An 18,751-nucleotide genomic window follows, 5' to 3' on the forward strand; every position below is an offset into this window, starting at 1 on the left:
GCGTTTTCTTTTATGAGAAAATGACAGCGTTTAGAACGAAAGGAAAAATCTTATGGCTTTAAAGTGACCAGTCGGGGCAACAATATGATTATCACGACAGGGCAGGAGTTGAAATAGCGACATGAATGGCGATCTAGAGACGATTTACACGGAACTCCTTCAAATGAAGGAAGAGCTGCAATCTAAACTGTTTGAATACGCATCATTTCGTTCACCCGCTGAGCATGTCACATTGAATGAGGTCAAAACGACCACGCTTCTTTATCACATCAAAGAAGAGCTGCAAGATGTGTCTCTCGCTATTGCAAAAATCGAACAAGGAACCTATGGCATATGTGAGGCAACAGGAGATGTGATTCCGCTTGAACAAATGAGTATTCTTCCTACCGCCCGCACGGCTGACGACTTTTTATATCATAAGCAATACGAGAAAAAAGCATTCACTCCTTATCCTTACGAATCAAATGATTCTCATTTTGAAGCCTTCCACATGTAGGGAGGTTTTTGTCTGTCAACTAAAGTTTCTTTACTCCTTCCTGTTTTCTTGATAAAATGCTTAAAGATCAAAGTATGAAGATGGAGGAACGTGTGTGTTCTATTACATAATCGCATTCGTTATCATTTGTTTAGACCAATTAACAAAATGGCTCATTGTCAAAAATATGATGCTCGGTGATTCTGTTCCAGTCATTGATGGATTCTTTTATATCACGTCTCACCGTAATTCAGGAGCCGCATGGGGAATTCTCCAAGGGCAAATGTGGTTTTTCTATGTGATCACACTCGTTGTTATTGCGGGAATTGTTTATTACTTACAAAAACATGGACAAAAGGACAAGCTGCTGGGAGTAGCGCTGGCCTTAATGCTTGGCGGAGCGATCGGAAACTTTATCGACCGTATTTTCCGTCAGGAAGTGGTTGATTTTGCTCATTTCGTATTTGGGGATTATCACTACCCAATCTTTAATATTGCAGATTCTTCTCTCTGTGTAGGGGTTATTCTGCTCTTCATTCAAATGCTGTTAGATGGAAAGAAAAATAAGGAGTCAACTACATGAATCAAGTAAATATTGCCGTTTCAGAAGAACAAACGAGTGAACGGCTAGATAAATTTCTAAGCACGACAGAACCAGAATGGTCAAGAACCCAAGTCCAGCAATGGGTAAAAGATGGGCTGATCGAAGTAAACGGGAAACAAGTAAAGGCCAATTACAAAGTACAAGCTGGAGATCAAATCAAAGTGGAGATTCCAGATCCGGAAGCCCTAGATGTAGAAGCAGAACCAATGGATCTTGATATTTATTATGAGGATGCAGATGTGTTAGTCGTAAATAAACCACGAGGAATGGTCGTTCATCCAGCGCCGGGTCATGTGTCAGGAACACTTGTAAATGGCCTGATGGCACATTGCAAAGACTTATCAGGGATTAACGGTGTGATGCGTCCTGGAATTGTCCACCGAATTGATAAAGATACGTCTGGGCTGTTAATGGTCGCTAAAAACGATATGGCACATGAGTCACTCGTCAATCAGCTGGTGGCTAAAACTGTCACAAGAAAGTATACGGCTGTTGTCCACGGTATTATCCAGCATGATACAGGCACAATTGATGCACCAATTGGCAGAGACAAAAAAGACCGCCAAAGCATGACGGTCACAAAAGAAAATGCAAAACAAGCCGTTACTCACTTTGATGTGATTGAACGCTTTAAAGACTTCACAGTTGTCGAATGCCGCCTTGAAACAGGAAGAACACACCAAATTCGTGTTCATATGAAATATATCGGCTACCCTCTTGCAGGAGATCCGAAATATGGGCCGAGAAAAACAGTCGATTTTAATGGACAGCTGCTGCATGCAGGTGTTTTAGGATTTGATCATCCTAGAACAGGAGAATATATCGAGTTCACAGCACCAATTCCAGCTGATATGCAAGCCTTTATCGATTCATTAAGAAATAACGATTGACAGGCCGTTCTTTTTTTGAAATAATAAACGAAGAAATTGAGATTCTTTAAAACAGTCCAGAGAGGCTGAGAAGGATAACGGATCAATTTGTGCACGCATATGCACAAATGAACGCCCCTCTCTGCCCTTTGCAGAAGGGGCTTTTTATTTGTCAAAAAGAGGTGTAAAAGATGGAACAAAAAGCAGTCATTCTTGATGAACAAGCGATCAGACGAGCGCTTACCCGAATTGCACATGAAATGATTGAGCGCAACAAAGGGATGAAGGATGTCATCCTTGCCGGGATCAAGACAAGAGGCATACATCTTGCAAAGCGCCTTGCAGAGCGCATCGAGCAAATTGAAGGGAATCCAGTCACTGTAGGTGAACTTGATATTACGCTATACCGTGATGACCTGACAAAAAAGACAGACAACCAAGACCCGCTTGTAAAGGGTGCAGACATACCAGCTGACATTAATGACAAAACACTTATTGTTGTTGACGATGTCCTGTTTACAGGCAGAACCGTCAGAGCAGCTATGGATGCCCTTGTGGATGTAGGAAGACCATCTTCCATTCAGCTGGCTGTGCTCGTTGACCGGGGACACCGGGAGCTGCCGATCCGAGCCGATTATATCGGGAAAAACATTCCGACTTCAAAAGCAGAGACAGTCATGGTTCAGCTCAATGAAGTAGATCAAAACGACCTTGTCGCTATATATGAAAAATAACCTTTTTAAATGCATTCCAGAGAGTTTGCAAAGAGGGCAATAACAGAGAAACCGAGCACACGGCCAACATGACGTGTCCGGTTTATCTAGGCCTCTTTGCGCATACTCGCAAAGAGGCTTTTTTAATGAAAAAGGACACATCTAGGAGGAAAATCATGAGTCAGCAAAAAGCCAATTTAGGCATTCGAGATATCCCAAAACCATTCACATGGCTGTCACTTAGCCTTCAGCATTTGTTTGCGATGTTTGGTGCGACCATTCTTGTACCAAAAATCATTGATATGAGTCCAGCCGTCGCGCTCATCTCAAGCGGAGTGGGAACGATTGTTTACTTAATCATCACAAGAGGACAAATTCCGGCGTATCTTGGATCGTCCTTTGCCTTCATCGCCCCCATACTGAATGTGAAAGCAACGGGAGGCCCTGGAGCCGCAATGGTTGGCGCCTTCATGGCGGGTGTCGCTTATGCACTCATCGCCCTATTCATTAAATGGCTCGGCACAGGCTGGCTGATGAAGCTTCTGCCGCCGGTGGTCGTAGGACCAGTCATTATGGTCATCGGACTCGGACTCGCTGGAACAGCAGTCAACATGGCGATGTATGTTGATCCGAATGCAACCGAGCTTGTTTACAGCCTCAAGCACTTAATGGTCGCTGGCTTCACACTGGCTGTCACCATTATCAGTATGATTTTCCTAAGAGGATTCCTTAGCTTAATCCCAGTTTTAATCGGCATCATCAGCGGCTATCTCTTTGCCTTAACACAAGGCATCGTGAACTTCCAGCCGGTCATTGACGCAAAATGGTTTGCTGTACCAGACTTCGTTGTGCCATTTGTCGACTATACACCTGCTGTGACCTTAAGCATTCTCACAGTGATGGTGCCGGTAGCCTTTGTCACAATGTCTGAGCATATCGGCCACCAAGTGGTGTTAAGTAAGGTCGTAGGACAAGATTTTATTAAAAAACCAGGTCTTCACCGTTCCATTTTAGGAGACAGTGCGGCGACGATCTTCGCTTCACTTATTGGCGGACCACCAACAACAACTTATGGAGAGAACATTGGCGTACTAGCCATCACAAGAGTGTTCAGTATCTTCGTCATCGGCGGAGCAGCCGTGTTTGCGATCTGCTTCGGTTTTGTAGGAAAAATTTCAGCATTAATCAGTACAGTGCCGTCCGCGGTGATGGGAGGCGTTTCGTTCCTGCTCTTTGGAATCATTGCTTCAAGCGGCCTGAGAATTCTGATTGATCATAAAGTGAATTTTGAAGAAAAGCGTAATCTCATTATCGCATCAGTCATCCTAGTCATTGGGATTGGCGGGGCATTCATTGAGGTGAAACAAATCAATCTCACCCTATCTGGAATGGCACTTGCTGCGATTACGGGTGTCCTGTTAAATCTGATCCTGCCGCATCAAAAAGCAGAAGATGACAACTCAAATGAATCAAATACAGAAAACCTTTTAAAAGAAGTCCAGTGAGGCTGACAAGGGTTCTAAATGGAGCGGAATGCACAAAAGTGCCGCTGCTTCTTTTGGAGAACCCTAAGCTGCCGAGGCTTAGGGTTTTTTTGAACCTGAAAGTGATGAAAAACTAGAGGGGGAAGAAAAAATGAATGATTTATCGACAATGAGCAGCTTATCAAAAGAAGAGATTTTACAGCTGATTGAAGAAGCAGCTGCACTCAAAAAGGGGAAACAAGAACATGGATTAGCCGGAGAATTTGTGGCAAACCTTTTCTTTGAACCAAGCACAAGAACACGTTTTAGCTTCGAAGTAGCCGAGAAGAAACTAGGGATGAATGTCCTGAGCTTAGATGCGGCAAGCACCTCCGTTCAAAAGGGCGAAACACTTTACGATACGGTAAAAACACTCGAATCGATCGGAGTAAAGGCATGTGTGATCAGAGACAGCACCGATGAATATTATAACGAGCTGATTGGGAAGGTTGGAATTCCCATCATCAATGCAGGAGATGGCTGCGGGCAGCATCCAACCCAATCACTGCTTGACCTCATGACCATCTTTGAAGAGTTTGGCGGCTTTGAAGGCTTAACGATTTCGATTCATGGAGACATCAAACATAGCAGGGTGGCAAGATCAAATGCTGAGGTTTTATCGAGGCTGGGAGCGACAGTCCTGTTTTCAGGGCCTGCTTCCTTCCAGGATGAACAAAACCCTCACGGAACGTATGCCCAAGTAGATGAAGCCATCGCACAATCTGATGTGGTGATGCTGCTCAGAATCCAGCATGAACGGCACGCTGAAAAAATGGGCAGTGAAGATTACTTATCAACTTATGGATTAACAGTAGACAGAGCAAACAAAATGAAAGAACGCGCGATTATTATGCATCCAGCACCAGTAAACAGAGGTGTTGAAATAGATGATTCATTAGTAGAGTCCGAGCAGTCAAGGATTTTCAAACAAATGGAAAATGGTGTTTATATCCGAATGGCCGTATTAAAAAGAGCTTTTCAAAATAGCACACTACATCAAAAAGGGAGAGATTCTGTCTATGTCATACCTCATTAAAAACGGTTTTATCTTAACAAGCACAGGTGAAAGAGTGCAGCAGGATATTAGGGTAAAAGGAAAAGTGATTCAAGCGATTGGTCACCTAGAAAGAGAAGACGGAGAAGAGGTTATTGATGCAGCGGGGCTATTTGTGTCACCAGGCTTGATCGATCTGCATGTGCATTTAAGAGAGCCAGGCGGAGAGAAAAAGGAAACGATTGAAACAGGCTCTAAAGCAGCCGCAAGAGGCGGATTTACGACGATTGCAGCGATGCCGAATACAAGGCCGGTTCCAGATACAAAAGAGCAAATGGAATGGCTGATGAATCGAATCGAAGAGACCTCATCTGTGAGAGTGCTGCCATACGCCTCCATCACAACGAGACAAATTGGGGAAGAGATGACGGATTTTGCAGCACTAAAAGAAGCAGGCGCCTTTGCTTTTACAGATGACGGTGTCGGCATCCAAACAGCAGGCATGATGTACGAAGCGATGAAACAGGCAGCAAGTCTTGATCAAGCGATTGTGGCGCACTGTGAAGATAACTCGCTCATTTACGGCGGGTGCGTTCATGAAGGAGAATTTTCAAAAGCAAATGGGTTAAACGGAATACCGTCCATTTGTGAATCGGTGCATATTGCAAGAGATGTTCTTTTAGCAGAAGCAGCGAACTGTCATTATCATGTATGTCATATCAGTACGAAAGAATCTGTGCGGGTCGTACGCGATGCAAAAAAAGCAGGCATCCGTGTGACGGCTGAGGTGTCACCGCATCACCTGCTGTTGTGTGATACGGACATTCCAGGTCTTGATACAAATTATAAAATGAACCCGCCGCTCAGAGGAAAAGAGGATCGCGAGGCATTGATCGAGGGACTGTTAGATGGAACGATTGATTTCATCGCAACAGACCATGCGCCGCATACAGAAGAAGAAAAGAACGAAACCATGCAGCGTGCCCCGTTTGGAATTGTGGGACTTGAAACAGCGTTCCCGCTTCTGTATACACGATTTGTCAAAACAGGCGAATGGACATTAAAAGAACTTGTTGATTATATGACAATTAAACCAGCAGAAGCATTTTCTCTTCCATACGGAAAGCTTGAAGAAGGGCACATAGCTGATATCACACTTATTGATTTAAACAAAGAAATGGCAATCGATAAAACAAGCTTCTTATCTAAAGGGCAAAATACACCGTTTGACAAATTGACTGTATCAGGATGGCCGGTCATGACACTTGCATCTGGGAAAGTCGTTTATGAAGAGGGGAGACTAGTAAAATGAAGAGACGCTTAGTGCTAGAAAACGGAACAGTATTCGAAGGAACAGGCTTTGGCAGCTTAGAACCATCAGTCGGAGAAGTCGTCTTTAATACAGGGATGACGGGCTATCAAGAAATTTTATCTGATCCATCATACTGCGGACAAATTGTCACACTGACTTACCCGCTTATCGGCAACTATGGCATTAACCGTGACGATTTTGAATCGATCACACCGTTTGTGAAAGGGCTGATTGTGAAAGAGCTTTGTGAAAAGCCCTCAAACTGGCGCTCTTCATATTCACTCGATGAATATTTAAAAATGAAAAACATTCCGGGGCTGAGCGGAATCGATACACGGAAGCTGACTAGAATGATTCGAAGTGCAGGGACTTTAAGAGGGGCATTTGCAGGACCTGATGAACAAGTAGAAGACGTTGTCCGCCGCCTTCAAACATTGCAGCTGCCAACAGATCAAGTGAGTCAAGTATCTGTGAAAAATGCGTACCCAAGCCCAGGCAGAGGAAAAAGAATTGTCCTTGTCGATTTCGGCATGAAGCACGGCATTTTGCGCGAGCTCAATAAACGTGACTGCGACGTCATTGTGGTGCCATACAACATCACTGCAGATGAAGTGCTGCAGCTAAAGCCTGATGGCATCATGCTTTCAAACGGACCTGGAGATCCTGTGGATGTACCGGAAGCCGTTGAGATGATTCAGCAATTGATTGGAAAGGTGCCGCTCTTTGGTATATGCCTCGGACATCAATTATTTGCTCTAGCGTGCGGTGCAAGCACAGAAAAAATGAAATTTGGCCACAGAGGATCAAACCATCCGGTGAAAGAACTAGCAACTGGCAAGGTGACACTGACGTCTCAAAACCATGGCTACACGGTTAGCAGTATTAACGAAGACGTGCTCGAAGTCACACATATTGCCCTAAACGACAATACGATTGAAGGATTAAAACATAAAGAAGCACCAGCATTCACTGTTCAGTACCACCCAGAAGCATCACCGGGTCCAGAAGATGCAAACTACTTATTTGACCAGTTCATGGAAATGATTCATACGACTGAGAAAGAAGGGGAAGAAGTATGCCAAAACGCGTAGACATCAAAAAGATTTTAGTAATCGGATCAGGTCCTATCATCATCGGTCAGGCAGCGGAGTTTGACTATGCAGGTACACAGGCTTGCTTAGCGCTAAAAGAAGAGGGCTATGAAGTCGTTCTTGTGAACTCTAACCCTGCGACCATTATGACAGATACAGAAATGGCTGATAAGGTATACATCGAACCACTGACACCAGAATTTTTAACACGAATCATTCGAAAAGAACGCCCTGATGCGATCTTGCCAACACTTGGCGGGCAAACTGGATTAAACCTTGCTGTTGAATTGTCAGAGCTTGGCGTATTAGCTGAATGCGGCGTTGAAGTACTCGGTACAAAGCTGTCAGCCATCCAAAAAGCAGAGGATAGAGATTTATTCCGTAATTTAATGAATGAACTAAATGAGCCAGTACCAGAAAGTGAAATCATTCATAACCTGGAAGAAGCGATGGCGTTCACGGATCAAATCGGTTTCCCTGTCATCGTCAGACCAGCCTATACATTAGGCGGAACGGGCGGCGGAATTTGTACAAACGAGCAAGAACTGAAGGAAATCGTTGAAAACGGTCTGAAGCTAAGCCCAGTCACACAATGCTTACTTGAAAAAAGCATTGCAGGCTTTAAAGAAATTGAATATGAAGTCATGCGAGACAGCGGTGACCATGCAATCGTTGTTTGTAACATGGAAAACTTTGACCCTGTCGGCATCCATACTGGTGACAGTATTGTTGTAGCCCCAAGCCAAACGTTAAGTGACCGTGAATATCAGCTGCTTCGCAATGTGTCGCTTAAGCTGATCCGTGCACTTGGCATTGAAGGCGGCTGTAACGTTCAACTGGCACTTGATCCAAACAGCTTTCAATACTATATCATCGAAGTAAACCCGCGTGTGAGCCGTTCATCTGCGCTTGCGTCAAAAGCGACAGGCTATCCAATTGCCAAATTGGCAGCGAAAATTGCTGTCGGCTTAACGCTTGATGAAATGATGAACCCAGTCACAGGTAAAACCTATGCAGCTTTCGAGCCGGCACTTGACTATATCGTTTCAAAAATACCGCGCTGGCCGTTCGATAAATTTGAATCTGCGAACAGACGTCTTGGTACGCAAATGAAGGCAACTGGTGAAGTCATGGCGATCGGCCGCACATTAGAAGAGTCTCTTCTAAAGGCTGTACGTTCACTTGAAGCCGATGTGCATCACATTGAATTAAAAGATGAAGCAGACATCACAAATGAAGTGCTTGAAAAACGGATTATCAAAGCGGGAGACGAACGATTATTTTATATCGCTGAGGCGCTTAGAAGAGGCTATACAGTCGAACAAATACATGAATTCTCAAAAATTGATTACTTCTTCCTTCATAAGCTGGAAGGCATCATTGCCTTTGAGAAGACATTAAAAGAAAACAAAGGCAATACAGACGTATTAAAAGAAGCAAAAGAGAAAGGCTTCTCAGATATCTACATTAGCCGCGAGTGGAAGATGAACGAAGCGGATGTCTACAAGCTAAGACAAGAAGCAGGCATTGTACCTGTATACAAAATGGTGGATACATGTGCGGCAGAATTTGAATCAGAGACACCTTATTTCTACAGCACATATGAAGATGAAAATGAATCAGAACGTACAGACAAGAAAAGCGTTATCGTATTAGGTTCAGGTCCTATCCGAATTGGACAAGGGGTTGAATTTGATTATGCGACTGTTCACTCTGTGTGGGCAATTAAACAAGCAGGCTATGAAGCGATCATTATTAACAACAATCCTGAAACGGTCTCAACAGACTTTAGTATTTCAGATAAGCTTTACTTTGAACCACTCACTGTAGAAGATGTCATGCACATCATCGACCTTGAACAGCCTGAAGGAGTCGTCGTTCAGTTCGGTGGACAAACGGCGATCAACCTAGCAGATGAATTATCAAATAGAGGGGTTGAAATTCTTGGAACTTCTCTAGAAGATCTAGACCGCGCAGAAAACCGGGACAAGTTTGAACAAACGTTAGAAACACTCGGCGTGCCCCAGCCGAAAGGGAAAACAGCAACGTCTGTGCCTGAAGCTGTAGCGATTGCCAATCAAATCGGCTACCCAGTCCTTGTCCGTCCTTCCTATGTATTAGGCGGCCGCGCGATGGAAATTGTGTATCAAGAAGCTGAGCTTCTTCACTACATGGAGAATGCGGTGAAGGTCAACCCGCAGCATCCAGTGTTAATTGACAAGTATTTGACAGGAAAAGAAATTGAAGTAGATGCCGTGTCTGATGGAGAAACTGTCGTAATCCCAGGCATTATGGAACACATTGAAAGAGCCGGAGTTCACTCTGGTGACTCGATTGCGGTCTATCCGCCGCAAACATTGTCTGAGGACATCAAAGCGAAGATCGCAGAGTACACGATCAAGCTTGCAAAAGGGCTCAACATTATTGGGCTTTTGAACATTCAGTTTGTCCTATCAAAAGGTGAAGTGTATGTACTTGAAGTGAACCCGAGATCAAGCCGGACGGTTCCTTTCTTAAGTAAAATTACAGGCATCCCGATGGCAAACCTTGCGACAAAAGTCATCTTAGGAGACAAGCTCAAAAATTATGGCTACGAAGAAGGGCTTCATACAGAGCAAGAAGGAGTGTACGTCAAAGTTCCAGTCTTCTCTTTTGCAAAATTAAGAAGAGTGGATATTACACTCGGGCCTGAAATGAAATCAACAGGTGAAGTCATGGGGAAAGATGTCACGATCGAAAAAGCTCTTTATAAAGGATTGATTGCATCAGGCATTCAAATCCCTAATGACGGAACCGTTCTTCTGACAGTGGCTGATAAGGATAAAGAAGAAGGACTTGAGATCGCAAGAAGATTCCATTCGATCGGCTATCATATTTTAGCGACAGAAGGAACGGCGAATTACTTAAAACAAGCAAACATTCCTTCAAGTGTGGTCGGCAAAATCGGAGAAGAAGGCAAAAATCTTCTTGATGTCATTCGAAACGGGGAAGCCCAATTCGTGATCAACACATTAACAAAAGGAAAACAGCCGGCAAGAGACGGCTTTAGAATTAGACGTGAATCTGTTGAAAATGGAGTGGCTTGCTTAACGTCACTAGATACAGCAGAAGCCATTTTAAGAGTGCTTGAGAGCATGACATTTAGAGCGGATGAAATGCCAGAAGTGAAAACGAATGCTGAGGTGACAGTAACGATATGAAAAAAGCATACTTGACGGTCGTCTCGAACCGAGAGATCGCTGATCATATTTTCGAAATGACATTAAAAGGTGACCTTGTGGACTCCTTTCAAACGGCTGGACAATTTCTTCATCTAAAGGTCAGTGAATCGATGACACCGCTGCTGAGAAGACCGATCAGTATTGCCAACATTCATGCCGAGCAAAAAGAAGCAACCATCATTTACCGCGCAGAAGGAGAGGGCACAAAGCTCCTCTCCCAAAAGCGGGAGGGAGAATCAGTCGATGTATTAGGGCCGCTTGGAAACGGGTATGATCCTTCAGTCGTCAAGCCCGGAGAGACGGCATTACTAGTCGGCGGCGGAATTGGCGTACCGCCTCTATATGAACTGTCCAAGCGTTTAACGAAAAAAGGCGTCATCGTAAAGCATGTCCTCGGCTTTCAGTCGAAAAAGGATGTATTTTACGAGGGAAAATTTCAAGCACTCGGCGATACGTTTATTGCAACGGTTGATGGCACATACGCTGCTAAAGGCTTTGTAACAGATGTGATAAAAGAGCAAAACCTGAGCTTTGATGTGCTGCTTTCCTGCGGTCCAACACCTATGCTAAAAGCGCTGAAAGACACGTATCCTGATAAGCCTGTCTACATTTCGATGGAAGAACGAATGGGCTGCGGGATTGGTGCCTGCTTTGCATGTGTCTGTCATACCGATCAGCTCGACAAACCTTACGTCAAAGTGTGTCTTGATGGACCTGTATTTAAAGCAGAGGAGGTGGCATTGTCATGCTAAACGTTGAGTTGCCGGGATTATCTTTAAAGAATCCAATTATCCCTGCATCAGGCTGCTTTGGATTCGGGAGAGAATTTGCATCCTTATATGACCTGTCATTGCTGGGCGGTATCATGATCAAAGCCACAACCCTTGAACCGAGATTTGGCAATCCGACTCCAAGGGTAGCTGAGACAGGAGCCGGTATGCTCAATGCAATCGGCCTTCAAAACCCAGGTCTAAAAGGTGTGCTTGAAAATGAATTGCCTTGGCTCGAGCAGTTTGATACGCCTATTATTGCGAATGTTGCTGGCTCACAGGTGGATGATTATGTTGAAGTAGCCAAGCAAATCAGCCAAGCAAAAAATGTTCATGCCCTTGAGCTGAACATTTCTTGCCCAAATGTTAAAACCGGCGGAATCGCCTTTGGTACAGATCCAAATATGGCAGCATCATTGACAAAAGCAGTCAAGAAAGTCTCTTCCGTACCTGTCTATGTCAAGCTGTCACCTAACGTAGCCAATATTGTAGAAATTGCTCAAGCGATTGAAGCTGCTGGAGCAGATGGACTCACCATGATTAACACATTAATTGGGATGCGTTTAGATTTAAAAACGGGGAAACCCATCCTTGCCAATAAAACAGGCGGATTATCAGGACCAGCTGTCAAACCTGTCGCTGTACGTATGGTGCATGAGGTGAGTCAAGCGGTTTCTATTCCGATTATCGGGATGGGCGGAGTGCAAAGTGCTGAAGATGTACTTGAATTTTTACTAGCAGGTGCAAGTGCAGTCGCTGTCGGTACAGCCAATTTTGTGAATCCATTTATTTGCCCGGAAATCATTGAAGAATTGCCAAATGTGTTAGCAGCATATGGTTATTCATCTGTAGAGGAATGTATCGGAAGGAGCTGGAAACATGAAGCACTTGCCCATCATCGCGCTTGATTTTCCATCAGGGCAGGACGCGCTTGCCTTTTTAGATCCCTTTGAAGGGACACCATTATTTGTGAAGGTCGGCATGGAGCTGTTTTACCAAGAAGGACCTGCCATCCTTGATGCGCTGAAAGAAAAAAATTGCCGCATTTTTCTCGATCTAAAATTACATGACATTCCAACAACGGTGCAAAAAGCGATGAACCGGCTTGCCGCACTTGGCGTTGATTTGGTCAATGTGCATGCTGCTGGCGGGAAACGAATGATGCAGGCTGCATTAGAGGGACTTGAAAGCGGGACTCCTGCTGGACAAAGCCGTCCGGGCATTATTGCAGTGACCCAGCTGACTAGTACGTCAGAAGACATGATGAGAAACGAATTACTCATTGACCGTCCGCTGCAAGAGACTGTGATCCGGTATGGACAATTAGCATATGAAAGTGGACTGGACGGTGTTGTTTGCTCTGTTCATGAATCTAAAGCACTTCATGAACATATCTCACCCTCTTTTCTCACTGTAACGCCAGGGATTCGCTTACCGAATGATCAAACCGATGACCAAAAGCGTGTGGCGACACCTGCCTATGCAAAAGAGCAAGGTGTTTCACAAATCGTTGTCGGGAGATCAATCACAAAAGCTGATAAACCAATAGAAGCCTATCATCAAATTTTGAAAGAGTGGGAGTGAGTGCCAGATGAAATCAAAAATCGCGAAACATCTATTACAAATCAAAGCGGTCTCATTAAAACCAGACGAACCGTTTACATGGGCGAGCGGTATAAAATCACCGATCTATTGTGATAACCGCCTCACATTATCATATCCAGAAGTCAGACACGACATTGCGGAAGGTCTAAAAGATTTGATTCTCACTCATTTCAAGGGAGCAGAGGTTGTCGCGGGTACTGCAACAGCAGGCATTCCGCATGCGGCATTAGCAGCAGACCGCTTGAACATCCCGATGTGTTATGTCAGAAGTAAGCCGAAAGCACACGGCAAAGGAAATCAAATTGAAGGGGCCGTATCGAAAGGCCAAAAGGTTGTCGTCGTCGAAGACCTTATTTCCACAGGAGGCAGTGTGCTGGAAGTGGTTGCTGCTCTTCAAGCTGAGGGCTGCGAGGTACTAGGAGTTGCCGCAATCTTCACATACGGACTGCCAAAAGCAGCGGCCGCTTTTCAAGAAAAAAATATTCCATATGTCACCCTGACAGACTATGACACATTGACAGACGTGGCACTTGAACTGAAAGCGATTGAGCCGTCTGCGATGAACAAACTAAAACGCTGGAGACAAGACCCTTCCTCTGAATCTTGGATGGAAGAAACGGTCTGAAAAGTCAAAGTCCATCGTTAACAATTTTAAAGCTGTGCCTGCCCGCACGGCTTTTTTATTTGGGTAAAAATAGTAAAATAGACTCAAATTTTAATAAAAACTAATCCTATCAATAAAGTCGGGTTGACTTTTGTTTGAATTGTGTTAATATTTAAGACAAATTGAAACTCTTATCCAGAGAGGTGGAGGGACTGGCCCGATGAAACCCGGCAACCTGCGATTCGCAAGGTGCTACTTCCTGCAAAATGATTCTATTTTGAAAGATAAGGAAATTGTGAGCTTCCTCATCTTTCTTTCGGACTGAAAGAAAGTTTTTTTATTTTAACGGTGAGGAGGAAGAGGAGATGGAAGTGAAACAAAATCAGGATGAGGACTTAGTAAAGCATATGCAAGAACTGATTGGGGATATGAAATTCGGTTCAATTACGTTAATTGTTCAGGACGGTCAAGTGATTCAAGTGGAAAAAAACGAAAAAATTAGATTAAAGTAGTGCGGAAAATAGCAATATGAGCGGTACTCCGGAAGGGGAGAAATCATGTTAACTTATGAAAATTGGCAAGAGCCGTCCATTACATTTCAAGAGGATGATTTGTATAAAGGAGCCCTGTCTGTACTGAAATGGGCGTACGGTCATTATGGTGACCAGCTCGTGTATGCGTGCAGCTTTGGCATCGAGGGCATCGTTCTGATTGATCTGATTGCAAAAGTAAAAAAAGATGCGAGAATTGTCTTTTTAGATACAGGTCTGCATTTTAAGGAAACATACGACACAATTGATGCGGTAAAGGAAAGATACCCGGGTTTAGACATTGTATTGAAAACGCCTGAGCTGACGGTTGAACAGCAAAATGAGCAGCACGGTGATGAATTATGGAAAACAAATCCTCAAAGCTGCTGCCATATGCGTAAGGTCATTCCTTTGCAAGAAGCCCTCTCTGGTTATCCAGCATGGCTTTCCGGTTTAAGAAGAGAGCAGTCACCAAAACGAGCAGGGACGAATTTCTTAAATAAGGATGAAAAATTCAAATCAGTGAAAGTATGTCCGCTCATCCATTGGACGTGGAAGGACATATGGAGATATGCATCTAGAGAGGAACTTACTTATAATCCGCTGCATGACCAAGGATATCCAAGTATCGGCTGTGCACCGTGTACACAGCCAGCATTTACTGCAGATGATCTGCGTTCTGGCAGATGGTCAGGAACAGCAAAGACAGAGTGCGGATTACATGAGTAAGGGAGCATAACGTATGGAAATCGCCGCAATTTTATTTAGTCTATTCTTTGCTTTAAACATAGGCGCAAGCGGGGCAGCTGCTTCTATGGGCATTGCGTATGGATCAGGTGCCATTCAAAAGCCCATTTATGCACTCAGTTTTTGTGCAGTGGGGATTTTAGCAGGTTCAGTGATTGGCGGCGGCGAGGTCGTCAAAACGATCAGCTCTGGTATTATGCCAGAATCAGTCATTACACTTGAAATCGTTTGTATTATCATTGGTTCTGCTGCACTATCACTTTTCATAGCGAATCTCATGGCGATTCCTTTATCAACAAGTGAGGTCACAGTAGGGGCTGTGGTTGGTGTGGCAGTCGCGTATAAAGTATTGTTTGTGAAATCCATTTTAGTAATTGTGGCATTTTGGATCATCATCCCGCTTTTTGCCTTTCTTTTTACCTTTGCTGTCGTCAAAATCATCAGAATGTTCCCTAAACGGAAGCTGTCTAAAAAAGGCACAGCTATTTTATCTGTCGTATTAATCCTCAGCGGATTTTTAGAGGCATTTTCAGCCGGTATGAACAATGTGGCAAATGCCGTCGGCCCGCTCGTCGCTTCAGGCGTTTTGTCAGTTGGGCAGGGAACACTTTACGGCGGAATCTTCGTCGCAGCAGGGGCCCTCTTGCTAGGCAGAAGAGTGCTGGAAACAAACGGAAAGAAAATTACCCGCTATCAAACAGGCGAAGGGATTTTACTTTCGAGTACCGGTGCCGGGCTTGTCATCGTCAGCTCTATTTTTGGGCTGCCCGTTCCACTTACGCAAATCACCTCCTCGTCTATCATCGGACTTGGAATGGCAAAAGGCGGGCCTAACATTTTTCACAAACATGTTGTGAAAAAAATGCTGAAAGTATGGGTGGTCTCACCTTTTTTATCACTCAGCCTCTCGTATTTGCTTGTGAGCCTTTTCTTAAAAGGAGACTATTACTCTATCTTTATCATGATGAGTGTACTGCTTGCCTCACTTGGTGCGCTGAGTCTGATGAAGGCAGTCAAAAATGAAAGCAGCTCTATTCATGAACAGGGCGGCGGGATTTAACCATAAATCCGACTATTAACATCTAATAAATATGAACATTGAGAGGAAGATGAACAAATGAGTTTAACACCACATGGTGGCGTATTAATTAATCGAGTAAATGAAGAATATGATCTCAGCACGGCTGCGAAGGAAATTGAACTAGATGCGATTTCCTTTGCAGACCTTGAACTCATTGCAATTGGCGGATATAGTCCAATTGAAGGGTTTTTAACAAAAGCTGATTATGAAGCAGTTGTAAGCAGTATGCGGCTAGCAAGTGGTGTCGTTTGGTCTCTTCCTATTACACTGCCAGTAACAAAAGAAAAGGCGGCGGAAATCCATCAAGGCGATATCGTGCGCTTATCCTACAATGGAACTGTATATGGGGTCATTGAAGTAGAGGATCAATACACACCAGATAAAGAAAAAGAAGCGGTGAATGTCTATAAAACAGATGACCGCAATCATCCAGGCGTGAAAAAATTATTTGAACGCGGCGATACTTACATTGGCGGAAAAATTACACTGACGAAACGCAGTGAAAAACCATTCCCTCAATTTACGTATGAGCCAGAAGAAACAAGACGTCATTTTAAAGATAACGGCTGGAAAACCATTGTTGGTTTCCAAACGAGAAACCCTGTTCATCGTGCTCATGAATATATTCAAAAAACAGCACTGGAAACAGTCGATGGTTTATTTTTAAATCCGCTTGTCGGTGAAACAAAATCTGACGACATCCCGGCAGATGTAAGAATGAAAAGCTATCAAGTATTATTGGACGGTTATTATCCAAAAGACCGCGTCTTTTTAGGTGTTTTTCCTGCTGCAATGCGTTATGCTGGACCAAAGGAAGCCATTTTTCATGCGCTAGTGCGGAAAAATTATGGCTGCACCCATTTTATTGTCGGAAGAGATCATGCAGGTGTTGGTGACTATTACGGCACATACGAGGCGCAGGAACTATTTGATCAATTTACAAGCGAAGAAATCGGCATTACTCCATTAAAATTTGAACACAGTTTCTACTGTAATACATGTGAAGCGATGGCCACTCCAAAAACGTGTCCTCACGACAAAAGCGAGCATGTCATTCTTTCAGGTACAAAGGTTCGAACAATGCTGAGAAACGGTGAATTACCACCAAGCACGTTCAGCCGAAAAGAAGTCATTGAAACATTAATCGAAGGATTAAAAACGACGGTATCTTAACGGGAGGGTATGACATGAGCAACGAACATATCGTGTGGCATGATTCATCAATTACAAAAAAAGAATATCAGCAGAAAAACAATCATACGAGCGGCATTATCTGGCTTACAGGTCTAAGCGGGTCAGGTAAATCAACGATCGCGAATGCAGCTGCAAGAGAGCTGTTTGAACAAGGCTACCAAGTCACAGTTCTTGACGGCGATAACGTGCGGCACGGACTCAATAAAGATCTAGGGTTTTCAGATGATGACAGAAAAGAAAACATCCGCCGGATCGGAGAAGTAGCAAAACTATTTGTGGAGCAAGGGACGATTGTCATCACTGCTTTTATTTCTCCATTTCAAGAAGACCGCCACACTGTCAGACAGTTGGTCGAAGATGGGGAATTTCACGAAGTATTTGTCAAATGTGATCTGAACGTGTGTGAAGAGCGTGATCCAAAAGGGTTATATAAAAAGGCGAGAAACGGTGAAATTCCGTTTTTCACTGGAATCGATTCACCGTATGAAGAGCCTGCTGCGCCTGAGCTCGTATTAGATACAGGGGAATTATCCCGTGAGGAATCTAAACAGCGTCTTGTTGATTATGTAAAAGGAACAACGAAATAATCGCCTGATGGCAGGGGGAGAAAAGCAAGATGGGGAAAGTATACATTGTGGGTGCTGGACCCGGTGACCCAGATTTAATAACATTAAAGGCCCATAAGGCGATACAGCGGGCAGATGTCATCTTATATGATCGTCTTGTCAATCAAGAAATTCTCGCCCATGCCAAACCGGAGGCGGAATTGATTTATTGCGGCAAGCTGCCAAATCATCATACAATGAGACAGGAAGCCATCAATGAAGCGCTTGTGGCTCATGCAAAGGAAGGGAACGTTGTCGTACGGCTGAAAGGCGGCGACCCCTTTGTCTTTGGCCGCGGCGGTGAAGAAATCGAATGCTTAGCTGAGCACGGAATTCCGTATGAGGTCGTCCCAGGAATTACTTCTGGGATTGCAGCGGCTGCTTATGCGGGCATCCCTGTGACACATCGTGAATTCAGCTCAAATGTTGCTTTTGTCACGGGTCACTATCAAAAGGATGAACATTTTGAAGAAAAGTGGGAGGCGCTGGCTACAGGGATTGATACTCTTGTGATTTACATGGGTGTCAAAAACGTGGAAAGAGTGCAGCGCCTGCTTTTGAAAAATGGACGGGACCCTGAAACACCCGCTGCATTTATACACTGGGGAACCACAACAAGGCAAAAGACAACGTGCTGCACGGTGGCGACACTGTCTGAAACCGTTGAAAAAGAAGGGATCGAGCATCCAAGTTTAATTGTTGTTGGAGATGTCGTTCATTTTCATCAAAAGCTGAACTGGTTTGAACCTGCATTCATCGAGAAATGAGAATGATAGAGAAAAGACACGTGCATACATCGTGTCTTTTCGTCTG

The 18,751-nt window shown here is 44.1% G+C and carries 19 protein-coding genes and 1 riboswitch; all 19 genes read left to right on the forward strand.

Going from position 1 to position 18,751, the window contains the following annotated elements; all coding sequences use genetic code 11:
- The first annotated feature begins 121 nt into the window (after window positions 1-121).
- The 19 genes from MHH65_RS07475 to cobA all read left to right on the forward strand — a co-directional run bounded on the left by MHH65_RS07475 (window position 122) and on the right by cobA (window position 18,705).
- The gene (locus tag MHH65_RS07475; protein ID WP_024424237.1) at window positions 122-496 is read left to right on the forward strand and encodes a hypothetical protein; all 375 of its coding nucleotides are present in this window, start codon (window positions 122-124) and stop codon (window positions 494-496) included.
- Window positions 497-590: 94 nt separating this feature from the next.
- The gene (lspA, locus tag MHH65_RS07480) at window positions 591-1,058 is read left to right on the forward strand and encodes a signal peptidase II (RefSeq protein ID WP_024424236.1); all 468 of its coding nucleotides are present in this window, start codon (window positions 591-593) and stop codon (window positions 1,056-1,058) included.
- Window positions 1,055-1,969, forward strand: a complete 915-nt coding sequence (locus MHH65_RS07485) for an RluA family pseudouridine synthase (RefSeq protein ID WP_024426940.1) — start codon at window positions 1,055-1,057, stop codon at window positions 1,967-1,969. Before lspA ends, MHH65_RS07485 begins: the two co-directional genes overlap by 4 nt.
- Before the next feature lie 170 nt (window positions 1,970-2,139).
- The gene (gene pyrR / locus MHH65_RS07490; protein ID WP_024424234.1) at window positions 2,140-2,682 is read left to right on the forward strand and encodes a bifunctional pyr operon transcriptional regulator/uracil phosphoribosyltransferase PyrR; all 543 of its coding nucleotides are present in this window, start codon (window positions 2,140-2,142) and stop codon (window positions 2,680-2,682) included.
- Window positions 2,683-2,837: 155 nt separating this feature from the next.
- On the forward strand, window positions 2,838-4,166 hold the full coding sequence (locus MHH65_RS07495; RefSeq protein WP_025092549.1) for a solute carrier family 23 protein: 1,329 nt from the start codon (window positions 2,838-2,840) through the stop codon (window positions 4,164-4,166).
- Between the two features lie 130 nt (window positions 4,167-4,296).
- Window positions 4,297-5,220, forward strand: a complete 924-nt coding sequence (locus tag MHH65_RS07500; RefSeq protein WP_268414360.1) for an aspartate carbamoyltransferase catalytic subunit — start codon at window positions 4,297-4,299, stop codon at window positions 5,218-5,220.
- Complete coding sequence (locus tag MHH65_RS07505) at window positions 5,204-6,490, forward strand: dihydroorotase (RefSeq protein ID WP_268414361.1); 1,287 nt, start codon at window positions 5,204-5,206, stop codon at window positions 6,488-6,490. Before MHH65_RS07500 ends, MHH65_RS07505 begins: the two co-directional genes overlap by 17 nt.
- Window positions 6,487-7,581 (forward strand): carbamoyl phosphate synthase small subunit, encoded by a 1,095-nt coding sequence (locus MHH65_RS07510; RefSeq protein ID WP_024424230.1) that lies wholly within the window; start codon window positions 6,487-6,489, stop codon window positions 7,579-7,581. Before MHH65_RS07505 ends, MHH65_RS07510 begins: the two co-directional genes overlap by 4 nt.
- A complete protein-coding gene (gene carB, locus MHH65_RS07515; protein WP_268414363.1) occupies window positions 7,566-10,781 on the forward strand; it encodes a carbamoyl-phosphate synthase (glutamine-hydrolyzing) large subunit in 3,216 nt (1,071 codons plus the stop codon). Before MHH65_RS07510 ends, carB begins: the two co-directional genes overlap by 16 nt.
- Window positions 10,778-11,554, forward strand: coding sequence for a dihydroorotate dehydrogenase electron transfer subunit (locus MHH65_RS07520; protein WP_335351047.1), 777 nt, complete (start codon window positions 10,778-10,780; stop codon window positions 11,552-11,554). The genes carB and MHH65_RS07520 overlap by 4 nt, the downstream gene beginning before the upstream one ends.
- Window positions 11,548-12,480: a dihydroorotate dehydrogenase gene (locus tag MHH65_RS07525; RefSeq protein WP_024424227.1), complete on the forward strand. Its 933-nt coding sequence runs from the start codon at window positions 11,548-11,550 to the stop codon at window positions 12,478-12,480. The genes MHH65_RS07520 and MHH65_RS07525 overlap by 7 nt, the downstream gene beginning before the upstream one ends.
- Entirely contained in the window at window positions 12,452-13,156 is a 705-nt protein-coding gene (pyrF, locus tag MHH65_RS07530; RefSeq protein ID WP_024424226.1) for an orotidine-5'-phosphate decarboxylase, read from the forward strand. Before MHH65_RS07525 ends, pyrF begins: the two co-directional genes overlap by 29 nt.
- Window positions 13,157-13,163: 7 nt before the next feature.
- Complete coding sequence (gene pyrE, locus MHH65_RS07535; protein WP_024424225.1) at window positions 13,164-13,802, forward strand: orotate phosphoribosyltransferase; 639 nt, start codon at window positions 13,164-13,166, stop codon at window positions 13,800-13,802.
- A gap of 167 nt (window positions 13,803-13,969) precedes the next feature.
- A riboswitch (SAM riboswitch) is annotated at window positions 13,970-14,072 on the forward strand.
- 74 nt (window positions 14,073-14,146) lie between these two features.
- A complete protein-coding gene (locus tag MHH65_RS07540; RefSeq protein ID WP_073205135.1) occupies window positions 14,147-14,293 on the forward strand; it encodes a YezD family protein in 147 nt (48 codons plus the stop codon).
- 45 nt (window positions 14,294-14,338) lie between these two features.
- Entirely contained in the window at window positions 14,339-15,040 is a 702-nt protein-coding gene (locus MHH65_RS07545) for a phosphoadenylyl-sulfate reductase (protein ID WP_024426945.1), read from the forward strand.
- A gap of 13 nt (window positions 15,041-15,053) precedes the next feature.
- Window positions 15,054-16,118: an inorganic phosphate transporter gene (locus MHH65_RS07550; RefSeq protein WP_024426946.1), complete on the forward strand. Its 1,065-nt coding sequence runs from the start codon at window positions 15,054-15,056 to the stop codon at window positions 16,116-16,118.
- Between the two features lie 57 nt (window positions 16,119-16,175).
- Window positions 16,176-17,312, forward strand: coding sequence for a sulfate adenylyltransferase (gene sat / locus MHH65_RS07555; protein WP_024426947.1), 1,137 nt, complete (start codon window positions 16,176-16,178; stop codon window positions 17,310-17,312).
- Between the two features lie 14 nt (window positions 17,313-17,326).
- Window positions 17,327-17,920, forward strand: coding sequence for an adenylyl-sulfate kinase (gene cysC, locus MHH65_RS07560; protein WP_034281722.1), 594 nt, complete (start codon window positions 17,327-17,329; stop codon window positions 17,918-17,920).
- A 29-nt stretch (window positions 17,921-17,949) separates the two neighbouring features.
- Window positions 17,950-18,705, forward strand: coding sequence for a uroporphyrinogen-III C-methyltransferase (gene cobA, locus MHH65_RS07565; RefSeq protein WP_024426949.1), 756 nt, complete (start codon window positions 17,950-17,952; stop codon window positions 18,703-18,705).
- The last annotated feature ends 46 nt before the right edge of the window (window positions 18,706-18,751 follow it).

This window comes from Bacillus sp. FSL L8-0654 (genome assembly GCF_038629965.1).
Classification (GTDB): domain Bacteria; phylum Bacillota; class Bacilli; order Bacillales; family Bacillaceae; genus Bacillus; species Bacillus safensis.

What these genes read in the sequence shown, in the direction of transcription:
- MHH65_RS07475 (WP_024424237.1), top strand. Translation starts at nt 122, where the DNA reads ATGAATGGCGATCTAGAGACGATTTACACGGAACTCCTTCAAATGAAG.
- MHH65_RS07485 (WP_024426940.1), top strand. Translation starts at nt 1,055, where the DNA reads ATGAATCAAGTAAATATTGCCGTTTCAGAAGAACAAACGAGTGAACGG.
- pyrR (WP_024424234.1), top strand. Translation starts at nt 2,140, where the DNA reads ATGGAACAAAAAGCAGTCATTCTTGATGAACAAGCGATCAGACGAGCG.
- MHH65_RS07495 (WP_025092549.1), top strand. Translation starts at nt 2,838, where the DNA reads ATGAGTCAGCAAAAAGCCAATTTAGGCATTCGAGATATCCCAAAACCA.
- MHH65_RS07500 (WP_268414360.1), top strand. Translation starts at nt 4,297, where the DNA reads ATGAATGATTTATCGACAATGAGCAGCTTATCAAAAGAAGAGATTTTA.
- MHH65_RS07505 (WP_268414361.1), top strand. Translation starts at nt 5,204, where the DNA reads ATGTCATACCTCATTAAAAACGGTTTTATCTTAACAAGCACAGGTGAA.
- MHH65_RS07510 (WP_024424230.1), top strand. Translation starts at nt 6,487, where the DNA reads ATGAAGAGACGCTTAGTGCTAGAAAACGGAACAGTATTCGAAGGAACA.
- carB (WP_268414363.1), top strand. Translation starts at nt 7,566, where the DNA reads ATGCCAAAACGCGTAGACATCAAAAAGATTTTAGTAATCGGATCAGGT.
- MHH65_RS07520 (WP_335351047.1), top strand. Translation starts at nt 10,778, where the DNA reads ATGAAAAAAGCATACTTGACGGTCGTCTCGAACCGAGAGATCGCTGAT.
- MHH65_RS07525 (WP_024424227.1), top strand. Translation starts at nt 11,548, where the DNA reads ATGCTAAACGTTGAGTTGCCGGGATTATCTTTAAAGAATCCAATTATC.
- pyrF (WP_024424226.1), top strand. Translation starts at nt 12,452, where the DNA reads ATGAAGCACTTGCCCATCATCGCGCTTGATTTTCCATCAGGGCAGGAC.
- pyrE (WP_024424225.1), top strand. Translation starts at nt 13,164, where the DNA reads ATGAAATCAAAAATCGCGAAACATCTATTACAAATCAAAGCGGTCTCA.
- MHH65_RS07540 (WP_073205135.1), top strand. Translation starts at nt 14,147, where the DNA reads ATGGAAGTGAAACAAAATCAGGATGAGGACTTAGTAAAGCATATGCAA.
- MHH65_RS07545 (WP_024426945.1), top strand. Translation starts at nt 14,339, where the DNA reads ATGTTAACTTATGAAAATTGGCAAGAGCCGTCCATTACATTTCAAGAG.
- MHH65_RS07550 (WP_024426946.1), top strand. Translation starts at nt 15,054, where the DNA reads ATGGAAATCGCCGCAATTTTATTTAGTCTATTCTTTGCTTTAAACATA.
- sat (WP_024426947.1), top strand. Translation starts at nt 16,176, where the DNA reads ATGAGTTTAACACCACATGGTGGCGTATTAATTAATCGAGTAAATGAA.
- cysC (WP_034281722.1), top strand. Translation starts at nt 17,327, where the DNA reads ATGAGCAACGAACATATCGTGTGGCATGATTCATCAATTACAAAAAAA.
- cobA (WP_024426949.1), top strand. Translation starts at nt 17,950, where the DNA reads ATGGGGAAAGTATACATTGTGGGTGCTGGACCCGGTGACCCAGATTTA.